The following is a 14,176-nucleotide window of genomic DNA, read 5'->3' as shown; positions in this document are numbered from 1 at the left end:
CCACCATTTCCTCAACCTTCAGAAGGGACCAGCGCTATGAAGCGTGATCTCCGGAGCAACGTTGACGTTGCTCAGACCCTTGCGCCGGCGGCCCGTGTGAACGGCACCGCGAACGGCGCAACCGTCGACCTCCAGGGCTACGAGAGCGTGATGTTCGCATTCGAAGCCGGCGCCTGGACCGATGGCTCGCATACCCCGTCGATCCAGCACAGCGACGATGGCACAAACTACGTCGCCGCTGCTGCCTCCGACATCCAGGGCGGTTTCGCCCCGGTTACGAGCGCTGCCGGCCAGAACGCTGTTCAGCGCGTCGGTTATGTCGGCAGCAAGCGCTATGTCCGTGGCTCGATCGTCACGGCTGGCGCGACCACGGGCATGCTGCAGTCGATGGCAGTCATCCGCTCGCGGGCCCGCGTCTCGCCACTTGCGTAACCTGAGAGGCTCTCGCGATCCGGTGCGGCGCCGTCGTCCAAACGGCGCCGCGACCTGGGGTCGTGTGTTCCAAACTAAGGGAGATCTGCCATGAGCGCAGTAGTCATTACGCCCTTTCCGGGTGTCAGGGACGGCGAGACCGATCCAACCAATTTCGTCGAAGGCGATGTGATCGATGGTGATCTCGCCGAGACCGCGCTGAAATATGGGCTGGCAGTCCCGGAGGGCAGCGAAGGGGCTGACGCCGCCGGCGCTGGTGATGGTGGGGGGAAAGTCATCGTGGTCGATGGCCAGGTCGAGATCCCGGAGAACTGGTCGAAGCTGAAATGGTTCGCGCTGAAGGCGCTGGCCGAGAAGATCTTCGGCAAACCAGTGGCAGGCACCGATGAGGCTCGCACGATCGTCCAGGCGGAAGTCGATCGCCGCGCGAACCCCGAGACTTCGGCTGCTGGTCAGACCGGCGATACCACCGATGGTCATTCGGAGGGGCAGTCGGAGGGCACCGGAGGTCAGGCGGCCGCCGGCGGCGCGCAGGACGGCGCCGGTGGCAGTGCTGCCGGCACGGACGCTGGCGCCGGCGCTTCCAAGGCCGGCTGATATCTGGATCGGCTGTGCTGGTGAGGCGTAGATGCTGAGCACCATCGTTCGGGCGGTCCCGGCAGCGCTGACTGCGCTGACCCTCCGGGATACGATCAAATCCGACCTGAAAATCAGCGGCACGGCCGAAGATGCCTATATCGACGAAGCCATCGCGCGCGCCAGCGCGATGGTGTGCTCCCATCTTAGGGTGACAATGGCCGATGACGGCACGCGCACGCTGGCGTCGGAGGAACTGATCCAGACCTTCCTACTCCGGGACCAGCATCGCGGTCTGACCAAGCTGGTCCTGGCTCGCAGGCCGGTGACCGCGATCGCCTACATCAAAGAGAATGATGTCGATCTCACCGCCGAGCAGTATGAGCTCGAGGGGCGGAACGGCGTCCTGACCAGATTGCGGGGCCTCGGTTTCTATCAGGAGTGCTTCTGGCGCTGTCGGGTCAAGATCGAGGTCAGGTTTACCGCAGGATGGCTGCTGCCAGACCAGGGCGCTGCCCGAACGTTGCCATACGACATCGAGTCCGCCGTCGTCGACATCGTCAAGGGCATGCGGGCCGCACGGACTCGCGATCCGCTGCTAAAATCGCTGGATGTCCAGGACATCGACGCCAGGGAATATTGGGTAGGCGGTCTCGCGCAGGGCGGTGGCCTGCCGCCGGACATCCAGGCCAAGCTGGCTCCTTACCGCTCCCGGTCGGTGTAGGCCATGAGCGACCACATCGACGACCTCGATGCATCGTTGCAGGCCGAGGGCGAGGACATCGTCCTTCGCCGCAATATCGGCGCGAACAAGGACGAGGTCCCAGTCCGTGCGCACGTCCGAAGCTATCGCCTCAACGCTGAGGAACTCACAAAGGGTATCTATAAAGAGCCGTCGGTCGTCATCATCTCGATGACGCAAATCAGGGCTGCGGGCTGGCCGCAGCATGCGCCACCACGGCCGGCCCCGCCGTTCGATGTTGACCCCGGCATTCCGGTGATCGGCGATGTCGTAGTCATCAAAGGCAAGCCGAAGACGGTGAAGGCGAGCGACGCTATCGCCGTAAATGGCGAGATTGTCCGCGTCAAGATGATGGTAGACGGTTAGCGATGGCCAGGATCTCGACGTTCGCGCGCGATCTCCAGTTGGCAACCGCCGGGATCGCGCCGGAGAACATCGCAAGGGAACTGGCGGCCTTCGCTCGCTCCGAACTGTCGAAGGCCATCCAGGAAGGCGTCGGGTCCGAGCGCTACGACAAGTACGTCAACGGTCGTCCCGAAGCCGACGAAGACACGGTCGAGCCGCCGGGGCCGATTCTCTACGTCTTCAGGTGGTGGCAGGAAATTATCGAGCTCGCGCTGCAAGCCGCGGTCGATAGATCACCGGAGAAGTCCGGCGACTACAAGAAGTCGTGGTTCATCATGACGCCTGGCGGCGTGGTAGCGAACTTCGACACCATCTCGATCAACTCGACCGTCATATTGACGAACAATCGGCCTTACAGCCGCAAGATCGACGTCGGTCACATGCGGATGTCGGTGCCGCCGGGCATTATCGAAGACGTTCGGAAGATGGTCATGGCGCGGTTCGGCAACTTCGTCACGGCCAAGCGGACGATGATTACGCTGCCTGGCGGCTACATCCTGAAGGGGAAGTTCCGGCGCGGCTATCGCCCGTTCGCCAGAACGAGGCTCAGGGCTGACACCGCGGCCGGTGCGCAGATGACATACCCGGCGCTGGTCATGACGATGAAGGTCGAGTGATGGTGGATCAACCGTACGACGAGGTGTTCGACGCGATCCGCGGCTATCTTGGTTACGTCGATGTCACCAATAACCAGTTGGTAGCGGGCGACTGGGATTTCAGCGTCGCGCCGCTCGTTTACGAGAACGAGGGAGACAGTTCTCCGAGTGGAGAGATCAAGAGTTGGGTTCTGGTCATCCTGAACAGCCAGTTGTACGGGCAACAATCGATCGGCGGCGGTGTCGATCCCGGCGGCAATCGCTGGGATGAGGAAGGAACGCTCTGGTTCCACGTCTTCACGCCTCGCGGCATTGGATCGCGCGACGCTCGCCGGATCGCCAAGGGACTCGCGAACATGTTCCGCGGCAAGACGATGCTCAATGATCGCCTCGAGTTCTTGGACGCCGACATGGGCGCCGGTGATCCCGGAGCCGAGAACGCGAACTATTACCTGATGTCCGTCAGCATTGAATGGCGCCTGACCGAGGCCGAATAGGAGACAGCAATGGACTATGACGTCGTGAAGCCGTTCAACACCGTGAACCGCCGCTTCAAGCCCGATGACGACCGCAGCAACGTTGTCCGCTCGGACGATCATATCGAGCCGCACACCATCGAGACGCTGAAGTCGCGCGGCTTCATCAAGGAGCAGGGCGACAAGCCTGCGCCGCTGCCAGGCCCGCCGTCGGCGCCCGTGTTCGTCGCGCCGGACAAGCCCGAGCCGCTCCCGAAGGCAGCTCCGCCGACGTCCGAAAAATAGTCATCACCCACAATTCCTGACCTCACGCAAGGCGCCTCTGGCGCCTTTTTCTTTGGGAGAAAGCCGTGACCTCAGCCAACCGCACGCAAGTAACGCTCGTTCGGGAGACCACGCCGGGAGTAACCCCGACGACGCCTCGCATGCGCAAGGTCAGAATGACCGGCGAGTCGCTCCAGTATGGTCCGACGTATGTGGACTCGGAGGAAATCCGAGACGACCGCATGCTCGGTGACCCAATCAAGACGAACCAGGCATCGTCGGGCGGGCTGAACGGTGAAATCTCGTATCCGGACGACGGCTCGCCGCTGTCCGAGATCCTGATGTCGGCCTTCGAGAGCGTCTGGGTGAACACCCCGCAGTTCTTCAACGATGGCGTCGCCGACAGCATCATCACCGATGCTGGCACGACCGCCTCGACCTATGCCGTGGCGTCGGGCGGCGCCGCGGTGAAGGTGGGCATGCTGGTGCGCGCGAGCGGCTTCGGCCAGGCAGCCAACAACCAGGTCTTCCGAGCGTCTGCCTCAACCGGAACCACAATCGTCGGCGCGGCCGGCCTGGTGGCGGAAGCAGCACCTCCCGGCACCGCCAAGTTGAAGGTCGTTGGCTTTGCCGGCGTTGCGGGCGACATCACGGCCTTGGTTGACGGTCTCGGTTCGACCGCGCTCGACTTCACCACCCTCGGGCTTGTCGTCGGTCAGTGGATCAAGGTCGGCGGCGGTGCCGATATCACCCAGTTTGCGTTCCTGGTCACTGCCGGGGCGAAGGCGCGAGCGGCCGCATATGCGCGCGTCACCGCGATCGCGGCTCAGAAGCTGACGCTGGACAATCTGCCGTCGGGCTGGGCAGCCGATGCCGGCACGGGCAAGACGATCTGGGCCTTCTTTGGCGACCAGATCAAGAACGGCGTCCTGCCGAACTCCGTGACGATCGAGCGCGGCTTCCTCGGCCAGCCGGTGCCGTCCTACATCGTGAACATCGGCATGCAGGCCAACACCTTCAATGTCGACATGCAGAGCGGCGACAAGTTGAAGTGGCAGGCAACGTTCACGGGTCTCGGCGGCAGCATCGGGACGGTGCCTTTGGACGCCAGCCCGGATCCCGTCACCACGGGCGTCGTCATGGCCGCAAACGCCAACGTGGGGCGCCTGGGCGTCAACCAGCTGCAGTTGGGCGCGCCGAACTGGGCGAAGGGCTTCTCGATCCAGATCAACAACAACCTCCGGACGCTGGACGCTGTCGACTCCGACGCTCCGGTGGCGATCAACGACGGTGAGTGCACCGTGACCGGCAAGGTCACGACGTACTTCGGCAGCGCGACCGAGGTGCAGGCCTTCTACAACGGCACGCCGCGGCCGATCAATTCGCGCATCTCGAAGAACGGCCAAGCCCTGATCTTCCAGGTGCCGCGCGCCGTGTACCGCGGCGGCGGCAACCCGCAGGCCACTGCCAAGAATACGGACGTCATGGCGGACTTCGATTACCAGGCCTCGCAGGACGTCGTGACCAATGCGCACGTACTCCTCGATCGGCTCGAGTATGTCGAATAAGCGCCTGATCCGCCGCTCTCCCACATCGCGAAAACGAGGCTAAACGACATGAACAGGGTCATGGCGCTGATCGCGGCTACCGTTTTGCTGGGCGGAAGCCCGGCATTCGCGGCGAAGGCACATATCGCCGAGTTTACCGAGGCCGGCGCAGCCGCAATGAACGTTCGATTGCAGATTGCGGCGATGCCTCCTGCGGTGGAGCAGCCTCTGATTGACTTCTCGGGCGGTCATGCCGAGTCGGCGGCGTTCTCAGTCGGGACGACCTATATCCGCGTCAATTGCGACACCAGGTGCGCGGTGTCCATTGGTCCCGCGGGATCGACCGCTGCAACGACTGCGAACACTCCGCTGGGACCGGATGCCCCGGAATATTTCGGAGTGAAGGCCGGCCAGATCATCTCGATCGTGGCCAATCCATGAAGCGCGCTATCGCCGCGTTTGCGGTGGCCGCTCTGCTCGCCTCCGCCTTTTTGGGCACCGACGTGCAGGCTCTCGGTGTCGGCAAGTATGGCGTCAGCGTCGGGAAGATGGGCCGCGCCGTTATGAAGAAGCAGTCCGGAGGTGTCCAGCCGGTCGGCTGCACCGGTCAGGGCCAGATCGACTTCTCTGACAGCTGCCAGACCTCGATTTTTTCAGCCCTTTTCTAAGGAGCCGCTATGCGCAGGATATCGCTCGCTCTTGCCCTGATTGCTGCACTGGTCGGTCCCGCTTGTGCTGACTTCACCAGCAAAAATAAGGATGGCGCGACGCTCACATTCAAGAGCAGCGGCGACTGCACGAGCGTGGTGTGCATCGTCCCGCATTACTTGACGGATAGTGCCGGCACCGCGGTTGGTACGGCGGCCAATCCGCTCTCGTTTCAGTTCGGAACGGGCGTCCTGCTGCCCGGCTTTGCATCGACGCCGACTTTCAATCTTGGCACGTTGAACGGAGCCGCAACCGCAGCAAACCAGGCAACCGGCAACACGTCTGTCGGCAACATCGATACCTCCATCGGCGCGCAGGCCAATTCGACCTGGGACGGCTCCAGCGCAGCCAGCCTGATGGCGATCAACCGCTATCAGGGAGTCAAGCTCGAGGCGGTCCGCGCGCTCCTGGCCGGAACGCTGACCGTCAACCTACCATCTGGAGCAGCCACCGCGGCGAACCAGACAAACGGTACCCAGAAGACCCAGAACGTTGATGCGTCGGGCAACGCTATCGGCGCCGGGTTCGCGGCATACGCGACGGCCTCGATTACCCGGCCAGCCAACACGACCACATACACGGTCAACACCGGCTGGAATAATGCGACCTCGGGCGCGACGAACTTCTTCACGCTCAGCGGTGTCTGCCGCGTGAACGGTGGCCAGGTTCTGATCACGCGTACCGACATCTGGTCGAGCGCCAACCCGACGCTGAAGCTGAGTGGCGTGTTGTGGTTGTTCTCGGCGACGCCTGGCACGAATGTGAACGACAATGCGGCCTTCAACATCACGTCAGCCGACTTCGCCAACCTGACAGGTAGTTTCAACGGCACCCCGTTCACGCTCGGCAGCAATCAATCGTCCGGCTCCAACAGCGGCGTGAGCCTGTCCGGGGCACCGTATCAGGCGCAATGTACGTCGGGCACGCAGAACATCATCGGCATGGTTGAGGTGACCAACCCGTATGTGCCGGTAAGCGGGGAGGTGCTGCGCGTCGGTATCGCGACGGTGGGGCTCAACTGATGCATAACCGTCCCATCCCCCGGTGGTTGAGTTGGACTGTTCCGATCCTCGCGCTGATCGCCTTCATCGCAGTCTTCATCAATTTCCTGCAACATGTGACCGAAGCTCACGCCTTCGATCAAAGCCGGCAGACATCGCTGCTCGGCAAGCCGGCTCCGTTCTCGAAATATCTCGGCTATGACGACTACACAGGCAAGACGACATCGCTGAATGGTCGCATCCCGCCGAAGGGGCCGGCGTATCAGGCCAGCGGCACTGGCGCGGCGAACGGCATCGCGGGCGGCGGCCGGATGACGCTGCCGGTCGGGAGCCAAGTCCTGTACGCATTTCAGAAGTTCGGGCAAGTGCCGCGTCGGATGTCGTGCCTGTGGAATTATCCATCCGGCACGGTGAACACGCCGCCAACCTATGCGTTCACCAACGACACCACCGGAACGCTGCCCTATCTGCACGGCGAGAGTGACGCAACGTTCTTCCTCCTGCGTCTCGGCGTGAATGGCGCAAACTTCACTCTGCCCGCGTGGTGGGTTTCCGCCAACTACACACTGGTGTCAGGCGTTCAATACCAGAGTGAGCTGAATTACGATGGGGGCACAAACGCCTCCATGGTAATGCGCAACGCGGCGACCGGCGCCGTGCTCGGCAGTCAGACCGTGCACGATCCGCAGCTGGCGACATATGCCGGGTCTTGGGTATTTTCTGAATTCCTCGACAATCTCCTGCAGATCAATCGCTGCACTGTAGAGGCGACAACCAGCTATCCGTTTCCGACGCTCAACACCGTGCTCGAGACGACCTTCCCGACCAATGCATCCGGCTTCGTCGGCGATCCGGCGTTCGGTGGCAGTGCGGTATGGAATAGCGCCGGGTCGATAACGATCTCGGCTTCCGCCTATCCGCTAGGCGGCGGCGTCCCGATCGGAACGTTGAACAGTGGCGACACCTATTGGGCTTCCGCCGATATATCGGCAGAGACAGGCTGCACCGCTGGAAATCCTTGCGTTTGGACTGTCATATCGGGCACCTCGCCCATCAGTACGATCCAGCCGTTGCCGGCCACCGCCGGGCGAGCCCAGTTCAATTTCGCCATCACGTCGTCAGTGACTGATGCGCGGCTGCTGATCACGGGTCCGAACAATCCGGGCGGCATCGCCTTCTCGGTGACGCTGTCGCAGTATAACTCGTATCGGAACACTCCGTCGGCGCCTCCGACGCCTCCGCAGCTTCAATAACGAAGTGTTGCGGCTGCGCCGATCGCGCCGGACATTTCGCTCACCCTATCTCCATCTTTCTCCGCCTTCAGGACCGGTTGATGCCGGTAGAGGATTGGTGTCCTCGTGAAGTGCGGTCTCACCCCTGGCGCCAGCCAGGTTCCCTTGTTTCTCCAAGGTGACACCAAACCATGACTGAAACCCCCGAAAAGACCGTGCGTAAGTTGAAACTGTCCTCAATGAGGGCCGACAGCCAGAAGGAGCGCGAAGGCGACTGGATACCGGCTCTTGATATTGACGCCGGCGGTGCAATCAAGTGGTTCGTCCGGTCGACGAACTACGCACCGTTCAGGATCGCTCGCGATGCGATCGCCGCCAAGCTGGCCCGCAAGCACGGTGACAGCGTTCCGGATGAGATCCTCGCCGACGCCTATGGCGAACTTGCCGTGGAGCACTTGCTTCTCGGCTGGGACGGCTTGGTCGATGATGACGAGCAGGACATCTTGTTCTCGAAGGAGAAGGCGACCGAGATCCTGACCGATCCGGAGTACCGCTATATCCGAGGCTCGATCTATGCCGCCGCAATGCGGGTCGGTCGTGATGAGGCCGAGTTCGTCGCGGCCAAAGTAAAAAACTGAGGGCGGCCCTTCGCTACGAGCTCGAGCAGAAGGGCACGGACGATTGGCTCGCCGAGCTCGCCGAAGAAGACCCTGACGCCGCAGAGTTTGCGGCGCAGGCCGAGCGCCCGGATGAAGCTTCGCTTCCATTCTGGGCCGAAACGTACTGGCGAGCCTGGCACGCGCTTCGGTTCGATCGCCAATACGGCGCCATGGGCGGAGAGTCGCCCATCACCTTCCTCTCAATCGATGCTTATGCGCGGCGCTACGGTATCTGTGGCGTCGAGTTCGAGACGTTCTTGGCGCTCGTCGGCGGCTTGGACGAGGAATACCTCGAGCACGTCGCGCGTGAAGCACGGAAGGAGAGGGAGGCGGAAGACAACCGCAAGCGGATGACGGAGGGGGGATATCATGGCGGGAGTAGCTCTGTCGTCTCTCCGAGTCACCTCTGACTACGACGCCACGGGCTATGTCCGTGGCGCCCAGCAGAAGGTCGACGCCGACAATCGCATGATCGCGAGCGACAAGGCCCTGAACGCGGCCTTGGCGCAGCAGGATGCGGCGCTGGCTCGGATCCCGGGCGGCATGGCCTCTGTCAGCAAGGCCTTGCTGGATGGCTACGGCGCCGGTGCGCAGTTCGAGGCGATTATCCGCCGGATTGGCAACGCCGTTGACCGTGGCATGGGTCTCGACCGGGCCAACCTGCTCCTGGATGCGGCCTATCGGAAGTTTGGGCTCACCGCCGATGCCACGTCGCTAGCCGAGAAGGGTTTGGTCTCCATCACCTCGGCCGTCAGGCAGCTGAACGACGAATATTCGATCCATGCCGAGGTCGCGACCCGTGCCGCGACAGCGATCGAGCAATTGGCGACGGCGCAGAAGTCACAAGCCGATATCAATGCCACGTTCGGCATCGGCGGCGATTCGAAGTCGGCCAAGGATAGTGCGGACGCCTTCCTGGCGCAGTACGGCGGGCTCGAGGGGGTCGCTCGGGCCAAGGCGCAGGAAACCGGTGCGGCATTCGGCGCGGATCTCGACCGGCTGATGATCGCCGGTGCAGCGAAGTCTGCGAAGGACTCCGCCAGCGTCTTCGATGCCAATCTGCGACAGTTGGACGACATCGCCCGGATGCGTGCCGAGCAGGCCGGTGCGAATTTCCAGCGCAGCCTAACTGAGGCTCTGGGTGGTGGCGGCGCTTCGGCGACCTCGCAGGGCGCGACCTATGAAGCCCTTGCCGCAGAGGTCGCGCGCCTCGACCAGATCGAGCAGGCACGAGCCGCGCATCTCGCTGCCAGCACCCAGCAATCGATCGCGCAGGCGTTCGGCTACGACCAGGTCACCAAATCGGCGAGGGCGTCAGCCGCTGCTTTCATGGAGATCGACGCCGCCGGCGCCGCCATGGCTGCGGAATTCGACGAGGCAATCGCGGCCGAGCAGAAGATGACCGCGGCGGCTGAGCAACTGCGCTCGAAGATCGCGCCGCTCGAGACGGAATTCCAGCGGCTCGGCGCCGAGATGGTCACATACAAGAAGCTGCTCGCCGACGGTTACATCTCGACCGGCGAGTATGAGCAGGCCCAGGTCATGCTGGCGAAGCGGCTGACCGACGTGCAACAGCAGCTGAAGAACGCCAGCACCACAGGCCGTGTCGCGTCCGGCGAACTCGTCAACCTGTCCTATCAGCTGAACGACGTCGTCACCGGCCTCGCGCTCGGTCAGTCGCCTTTCATGATCCTGGCGCAGCAGGGCGGGCAGGTCTTCCAGATCTTCCAGTCGTCGAAGGCCAGCATTTTGGATTTCGCGAGCGTGATTGGGTCGAAGTTTCTGAGCCTGCTCAGCGTTGGCCGTCTGGTGTGGGGCGGCATCGCCGGCGCAATCGGGCTTGGCGTGGCAGCCCTGATCTCATTTCAGAACAAGCAGCAGGAGGTGAACCGGTCGGTCCTTGGATCCGGCCGCGCGAGCGGCGCCACTCCTGGCAGCATCAACTCGATCGCGGACGCCGGTTCATCCCGGTCGGGGCTTTCGGTCGCCGAGGCGCGATCATTTGCGGCGACGCTGGCCGAGACCGGCAAAATCGCCAACGACAACATCCTGCCGATCGTACAGATGGGCAAGGACATCTCGACTATCTTCGGCGTCGACGCTACGGAAGCGGCAAAGATGCTGGCGCAGGCCTTCGCCGACCCGGTGAAGGGCGCGGAAGATCTCAATCAGCGCCTCGGCTTCCTGGATGCCGCGACGAAGCAAAACATCACGAACCTTGTCGCTCAGAACAAGACCTACGCCGCGCAGGTGGTGCTCGCGGCGGGCGTGAAATCAAGCCTGCTGGACGTCGCTAATACCGTCTCGACGACGCGGACTGCATGGACGGCGCTTGGCAACACCGTTTCGAACGCTTGGGACTCGATTGGCAAGAGCATCTACAACGTCTTGAATCCGGCGCAGACGCTCGACGCCCAGTTGCAGGCGGCCCAGCGCAATCTCGAATTTCTGCAGAAGACAGGCGGGCGGACGGTCAATCCGGAGACCGGGATGCTGGGGGCCATCGCTGACCCCGCTGCCGTCGCTGCCGCCCAAGCGCAGATCGACAAGGTTACCGCCGCGCTCCAGCGCCAGAAGACCGCTGTCGAGGAAGCGCGCAATGCGCAGCAGTCGCTGGCCCAGCAGCAGGCCATTCGGACCGCGCTGCCGATCATCGGCCAGACGCAGGATCTCCAGAACCAACTGAAGCTGCTTCAAGACCTCGCCGCGGCGCCGGACGTCGACCAGAAGCTGGCCAAGGTTGGTCAGTCGATGGACCAACTGCAGCGCTCGATCACGGCGACCAGTGCTGCGCTGGCGGCCCTGCCGAAGAACGCCCTCGTCGAGTTCCTCGGCGCCGCGGCAAGCCCGGCGGAACGGCTGGCTGCCGGACTTGAGCAGATCCGCGCCAAGTCGGCCCAGATTGGTGCATCACCGACGGACACCGGCCGGGCGACGGCGGCCCTGCAGTTGGATATTGCCTCCAGCGTCCAATCGGCGCGCATGTCCGCGCTCGGTCAGTCGGCCGGCGTGCTTGACAGCGTCAGGCAGAAGACGCTCGAGCTCCAGCGGGCACAGGAAGCCGGCGCCGGCCTGACGGCAAAGCAGATCAAGGATCAGTTGGACCTTGCCCGCGCGCAGGCCGACGGCTCGCTGCAGATCAAGGCCCAGGCCGATGCGACCAAGATCCAGACCGCGACGATCGGCATGTCCGCGGGTGCTGCGGCCGAGTACGTGGCCCGGATGACGGCTCTCACCGACGCCGTCCGCAACCACAAAGAACTGACCGACCAAGACAAGGCCGCGATCGAAGCGCAGGCCAAGGCGCTCGGTGCAGCGGCACAGGCCAATGCGCTCAAGCAGATCCAGAACGACATTAGGTTCGGTCGCCAGACCGCGCTGCTGTCGCCCGACGACGTTCAAATCGCGCAGCAGTTGAAGTCCGTTTATCCGGACGTCGCGACCGCGCTAGCCTCGGTCGAGGCCCAAGCGCTCCGCACAAACGCGGCAATCAGCCAGAGTTCTTCGACGATCTCGAGCGACCTCGTGACCGGAATCACCGATGCGATCGACGGGTCCAAGAGCTTCGGCCAGGCGTTCTCCGACACCTCGAAGCTGGTGATCCGAGCGATCGAGGAAATGATCATCAAGCTGCTCGTCGTCGGGCCGTTGATGCGGAGCCTGCAGAGCTCGTTCGGTGGTCTGGGTGGCGGCGCTGATTTCGGGTCGCTCCTCGGGTCCGCCGGCGTCACCTTCGGCTCGCCTGGCACCGCCGGCAGCAACCTGTTTGGCCCCGTAGCGCCGAGCGCCCGCGGCAACGTCTTCGCCGGCGGCAACATCATCCCGTTCCGGCTCGGTGGCGTCGTGACACGGCCGACTCTGTTCCCTATGGCGAATGGTGGCACCGGTCTCATGGGCGAGGCCGGCGAGGAGGCCGTCATGCCGCTGCGCCGCGGCCGCGACGGGCGCCTCGGCGTCTCCGCCGGCGGCTTGGGTGCTGCAAACGACAACAGTGCCGGCGGCGGTGCTGTAACGGTGAACATCTACAACGCGCCGTCTGGATCCGATCCGCAGACCAGCGTCAGCCGGACAAATAACGGCACGCAGGTCGATATCATGTTCAAAAACGCCGTCACCGGTCTCATGGTCGACGACGCTTCCCGCAATGGCCCGATCTCTCAGGCCATGACGTCACGTCAACGCGGTTTCGGGAGCTAAGCGATGGCCCTTCCGTCTTGGCCCGGGGTCAACAGCCGGCCGCAAAAAAGTGGATTCCAAATCCAGAAGCGGTTCCTGGACCCGATCGCGACCGACATGGAAGGCGGGAATACGCGAGAACGCCCGCGGCCCGGCGACAACGTCGGGACCGTGGTGCAGACGATCAATCTCACGCTGGCAGAGTACGACACGTTTGTCGCTTGGGTGAGGGACACGCTCGGTAACGGGTCCGGCAGGTTCACCGCCAACGTCTGGCTCGGGTCTTCCTACACCAGCAAGACCTGCAAGTTCGCGAAGGGCGGCAAGCCAACCTACGTGCCGGTGGGAACGAGCCACGTCGCGGCGACGATGACCCTGATGGTGTTTAATCTCTGATGGCGACACACAACGAAGCGCTCCTCGAGGCCTACGCGTCTTGCCCGCCTAGCGCGCGGGTCTATCACACGCTCGAAATCTGGCAGTCGTCGTTCGATGTCGCGGCGCGCGTCGTCGCCAACGTCGGTGACGACATGACCTTCGGGATCGAGTTGTCGGCCCCGCGCAATCCCGGCGAAACGGTGACGTTCATCGCGTGCCCGTTCGAGTCGAAGTATCCGGAGCAGCGGCAGGGGCAGCCGCCGCAGACCGACATCAAGATCGACAACGTCAATCGCGAGTTGCTGCCCAAGATCCGGGCCGCCTTGGGGTACCGCGAGTACATCTCGGTTCTGTACCGGGAATATCTCGCCTCGGACTTGACGCAGCCGTCCTATGGCGCGGTCGAGTTCGAGCTCCGCAACGTCAAGGTGGTCGGTACCTCGATCACCGGCACCGTGATGGTGAAGAACCTGCAGAACAAGCGGTTTCCGCGCCTCACGAAGAACTACGACTACGTCCAATTCCCGAGCTTGCTGCCTTAATGAACCGTTCCGAATTTCTGGCGCCGCTTATCGGCGAACCGTGGGCATGGCAGGCGCGAAACTGCTGGGACTTCGCCTGCCACGTCGAGAAGGAACTGTTCGGGCGCGATCTCCCCCGCATCCCGGTACCCAACGACTTCTCGAAGCGCTGGGTGCTGGAGTCCTTCGAGGGGCATCCCGAGCGAGGCTTGTGGCGAGAAGTGCCAGAGGGGCCCGGCGGCCTTGTCGTCGCCGCGGATGGCGCGCTCGTCCTGATGGCCCACCTGCGGGTGCCGGCGCATATCGGCGTCTGGTTGAAGTCCGAGCAGCGGGTCATCCACTGCGACGAGAAGCAGGGGGTTGCCTGCGAAACCGTTCTGGCCCTGCGTCAAATGGGCTGGAAGAAGCTGACGTTTTTCGAGCCGAACTGACATGCATGGATCGTTGAAACCCGCTCCGGCGC

19 protein-coding genes are annotated in these 14,176 nt (G+C 63.3%); 18 read left to right on the top strand and 1 reads right to left on the bottom strand.

What is annotated here, in order from left to right:
• Positions 1-36 precede the first annotated feature (36 nt).
• The 14 genes from AKN83_RS00535 to AKN83_RS41995 all read left to right on the top strand — a co-directional run bounded on the left by AKN83_RS00535 (position 37) and on the right by AKN83_RS41995 (position 9,048).
• On the top strand, positions 37-432 hold the full coding sequence (locus tag AKN83_RS00535) for a hypothetical protein (RefSeq protein WP_050400378.1): 396 nt from the start codon (positions 37-39) through the stop codon (positions 430-432).
• A gap of 90 nt (positions 433-522) precedes the next feature.
• On the top strand, positions 523-1,029 hold the full coding sequence (locus tag AKN83_RS00530) for a hypothetical protein (RefSeq protein ID WP_050400377.1): 507 nt from the start codon (positions 523-525) through the stop codon (positions 1,027-1,029).
• Between the two features lie 31 nt (positions 1,030-1,060).
• Positions 1,061-1,732 carry a hypothetical protein gene (locus AKN83_RS00525; RefSeq protein WP_050400376.1) on the top strand — a complete coding sequence of 224 codons (672 nt, stop codon included), beginning with the start codon at positions 1,061-1,063 and terminating at the stop codon, positions 1,730-1,732.
• Between the two features lie 3 nt (positions 1,733-1,735).
• The gene (locus tag AKN83_RS00520; RefSeq protein ID WP_050400375.1) at positions 1,736-2,116 is read left to right on the top strand and encodes a hypothetical protein; all 381 of its coding nucleotides are present in this window, start codon (positions 1,736-1,738) and stop codon (positions 2,114-2,116) included.
• Between the two features lie 2 nt (positions 2,117-2,118).
• Entirely contained in the window at positions 2,119-2,772 is a 654-nt protein-coding gene (locus tag AKN83_RS00515; protein WP_050400374.1) for a hypothetical protein, read from the top strand.
• Positions 2,772-3,248, top strand: coding sequence for a phage tail terminator-like protein (locus AKN83_RS00510; RefSeq protein ID WP_050400373.1), 477 nt, complete (start codon positions 2,772-2,774; stop codon positions 3,246-3,248). Before AKN83_RS00515 ends, AKN83_RS00510 begins: the two co-directional genes overlap by 1 nt.
• Before the next feature lie 9 nt (positions 3,249-3,257).
• Positions 3,258-3,512 (top strand): hypothetical protein, encoded by a 255-nt coding sequence (locus AKN83_RS00505; protein ID WP_050400372.1) that lies wholly within the window; start codon positions 3,258-3,260, stop codon positions 3,510-3,512.
• A 65-nt stretch (positions 3,513-3,577) separates the two neighbouring features.
• On the top strand, positions 3,578-5,059 hold the full coding sequence (locus AKN83_RS00500) for a phage tail tube protein (protein WP_063695127.1): 1,482 nt from the start codon (positions 3,578-3,580) through the stop codon (positions 5,057-5,059).
• A gap of 60 nt (positions 5,060-5,119) precedes the next feature.
• The gene (locus AKN83_RS00495; protein ID WP_063695126.1) at positions 5,120-5,479 is read left to right on the top strand and encodes a hypothetical protein; all 360 of its coding nucleotides are present in this window, start codon (positions 5,120-5,122) and stop codon (positions 5,477-5,479) included.
• Positions 5,476-5,706: a hypothetical protein gene (locus AKN83_RS00490; protein WP_050400369.1), complete on the top strand. Its 231-nt coding sequence runs from the start codon at positions 5,476-5,478 to the stop codon at positions 5,704-5,706. Before AKN83_RS00495 ends, AKN83_RS00490 begins: the two co-directional genes overlap by 4 nt.
• Before the next feature lie 9 nt (positions 5,707-5,715).
• Positions 5,716-6,768 carry a hypothetical protein gene (locus tag AKN83_RS00485; protein ID WP_050400368.1) on the top strand — a complete coding sequence of 351 codons (1,053 nt, stop codon included), beginning with the start codon at positions 5,716-5,718 and terminating at the stop codon, positions 6,766-6,768.
• The gene (locus AKN83_RS00480; protein ID WP_157113130.1) at positions 6,768-8,000 is read left to right on the top strand and encodes a hypothetical protein; all 1,233 of its coding nucleotides are present in this window, start codon (positions 6,768-6,770) and stop codon (positions 7,998-8,000) included. The genes AKN83_RS00485 and AKN83_RS00480 overlap by 1 nt, the downstream gene beginning before the upstream one ends.
• A gap of 170 nt (positions 8,001-8,170) precedes the next feature.
• The gene (locus tag AKN83_RS00475; protein WP_157113129.1) at positions 8,171-8,617 is read left to right on the top strand and encodes a hypothetical protein; all 447 of its coding nucleotides are present in this window, start codon (positions 8,171-8,173) and stop codon (positions 8,615-8,617) included.
• Positions 8,614-9,048: a phage tail assembly chaperone gene (locus tag AKN83_RS41995; protein ID WP_430641498.1), complete on the top strand. Its 435-nt coding sequence runs from the start codon at positions 8,614-8,616 to the stop codon at positions 9,046-9,048. Before AKN83_RS00475 ends, AKN83_RS41995 begins: the two co-directional genes overlap by 4 nt.
• Positions 9,049-9,315: 267 nt before the next feature.
• On the opposite strand, the gene AKN83_RS40370 is transcribed toward AKN83_RS41995, so the two are convergent.
• Positions 9,316-9,534: a hypothetical protein gene (locus AKN83_RS40370; RefSeq protein ID WP_172803459.1), complete on the bottom strand. Its 219-nt coding sequence runs from the start codon at positions 9,532-9,534 to the stop codon at positions 9,316-9,318.
• 433 nt (positions 9,535-9,967) lie between these two features.
• Between AKN83_RS40370 and AKN83_RS41990 the strand changes: the two genes are divergently transcribed.
• From AKN83_RS41990 to AKN83_RS00450, 4 genes are read left to right on the top strand one after another with little or no spacing between them, the layout of a single operon-like run.
• The gene (locus AKN83_RS41990) at positions 9,968-12,835 is read left to right on the top strand and encodes a phage tail length tape measure family protein (protein WP_172803458.1); all 2,868 of its coding nucleotides are present in this window, start codon (positions 9,968-9,970) and stop codon (positions 12,833-12,835) included.
• A gap of 3 nt (positions 12,836-12,838) precedes the next feature.
• Positions 12,839-13,210 carry a hypothetical protein gene (locus tag AKN83_RS00460; protein WP_050400363.1) on the top strand — a complete coding sequence of 124 codons (372 nt, stop codon included), beginning with the start codon at positions 12,839-12,841 and terminating at the stop codon, positions 13,208-13,210.
• The gene (locus AKN83_RS00455) at positions 13,210-13,734 is read left to right on the top strand and encodes a DUF1833 family protein (protein ID WP_050400362.1); all 525 of its coding nucleotides are present in this window, start codon (positions 13,210-13,212) and stop codon (positions 13,732-13,734) included. The genes AKN83_RS00460 and AKN83_RS00455 overlap by 1 nt, the downstream gene beginning before the upstream one ends.
• Complete coding sequence (locus tag AKN83_RS00450; RefSeq protein WP_050400361.1) at positions 13,734-14,144, top strand: hypothetical protein; 411 nt, start codon at positions 13,734-13,736, stop codon at positions 14,142-14,144. Before AKN83_RS00455 ends, AKN83_RS00450 begins: the two co-directional genes overlap by 1 nt.
• Positions 14,145-14,176 lie beyond the last annotated feature (32 nt).

Source organism: Bradyrhizobium embrapense, from assembly GCF_001189235.2.
Taxonomy (GTDB): Bacteria; Pseudomonadota; Alphaproteobacteria; order Rhizobiales; family Xanthobacteraceae; genus Bradyrhizobium; species Bradyrhizobium embrapense.
The sequence above is the reverse complement of the archived record's forward strand: the minus strand, read 5'-3'. Positions and strand labels throughout refer to the sequence as shown.

Coding starts and splice junctions, on each gene's coding strand:
- AKN83_RS41990 (WP_172803458.1), top strand. CDS start 9,968: ATGGAGATCGACGCCGCCGGCGCCGCCATGGCTGCGGAATTCGACGAG.
- AKN83_RS00530 (WP_050400377.1), top strand. CDS start 523: ATGAGCGCAGTAGTCATTACGCCCTTTCCGGGTGTCAGGGACGGCGAG.
- AKN83_RS00495 (WP_063695126.1), top strand. CDS start 5,120: ATGGCGCTGATCGCGGCTACCGTTTTGCTGGGCGGAAGCCCGGCATTC.
- AKN83_RS00515 (WP_050400374.1), top strand. CDS start 2,119: ATGGCCAGGATCTCGACGTTCGCGCGCGATCTCCAGTTGGCAACCGCC.
- AKN83_RS00520 (WP_050400375.1), top strand. CDS start 1,736: ATGAGCGACCACATCGACGACCTCGATGCATCGTTGCAGGCCGAGGGC.
- AKN83_RS00490 (WP_050400369.1), top strand. CDS start 5,476: ATGAAGCGCGCTATCGCCGCGTTTGCGGTGGCCGCTCTGCTCGCCTCC.
- AKN83_RS00475 (WP_157113129.1), top strand. CDS start 8,171: ATGACTGAAACCCCCGAAAAGACCGTGCGTAAGTTGAAACTGTCCTCA.
- AKN83_RS00510 (WP_050400373.1), top strand. CDS start 2,772: ATGGTGGATCAACCGTACGACGAGGTGTTCGACGCGATCCGCGGCTAT.
- AKN83_RS00485 (WP_050400368.1), top strand. CDS start 5,716: ATGCGCAGGATATCGCTCGCTCTTGCCCTGATTGCTGCACTGGTCGGT.
- AKN83_RS00460 (WP_050400363.1), top strand. CDS start 12,839: ATGGCCCTTCCGTCTTGGCCCGGGGTCAACAGCCGGCCGCAAAAAAGT.
- AKN83_RS00480 (WP_157113130.1), top strand. CDS start 6,768: ATGCATAACCGTCCCATCCCCCGGTGGTTGAGTTGGACTGTTCCGATC.
- AKN83_RS00505 (WP_050400372.1), top strand. CDS start 3,258: ATGGACTATGACGTCGTGAAGCCGTTCAACACCGTGAACCGCCGCTTC.
- AKN83_RS00535 (WP_050400378.1), top strand. CDS start 37: ATGAAGCGTGATCTCCGGAGCAACGTTGACGTTGCTCAGACCCTTGCG.
- AKN83_RS00455 (WP_050400362.1), top strand. CDS start 13,210: ATGGCGACACACAACGAAGCGCTCCTCGAGGCCTACGCGTCTTGCCCG.
- AKN83_RS00525 (WP_050400376.1), top strand. CDS start 1,061: ATGCTGAGCACCATCGTTCGGGCGGTCCCGGCAGCGCTGACTGCGCTG.
- AKN83_RS00450 (WP_050400361.1), top strand. CDS start 13,734: ATGAACCGTTCCGAATTTCTGGCGCCGCTTATCGGCGAACCGTGGGCA.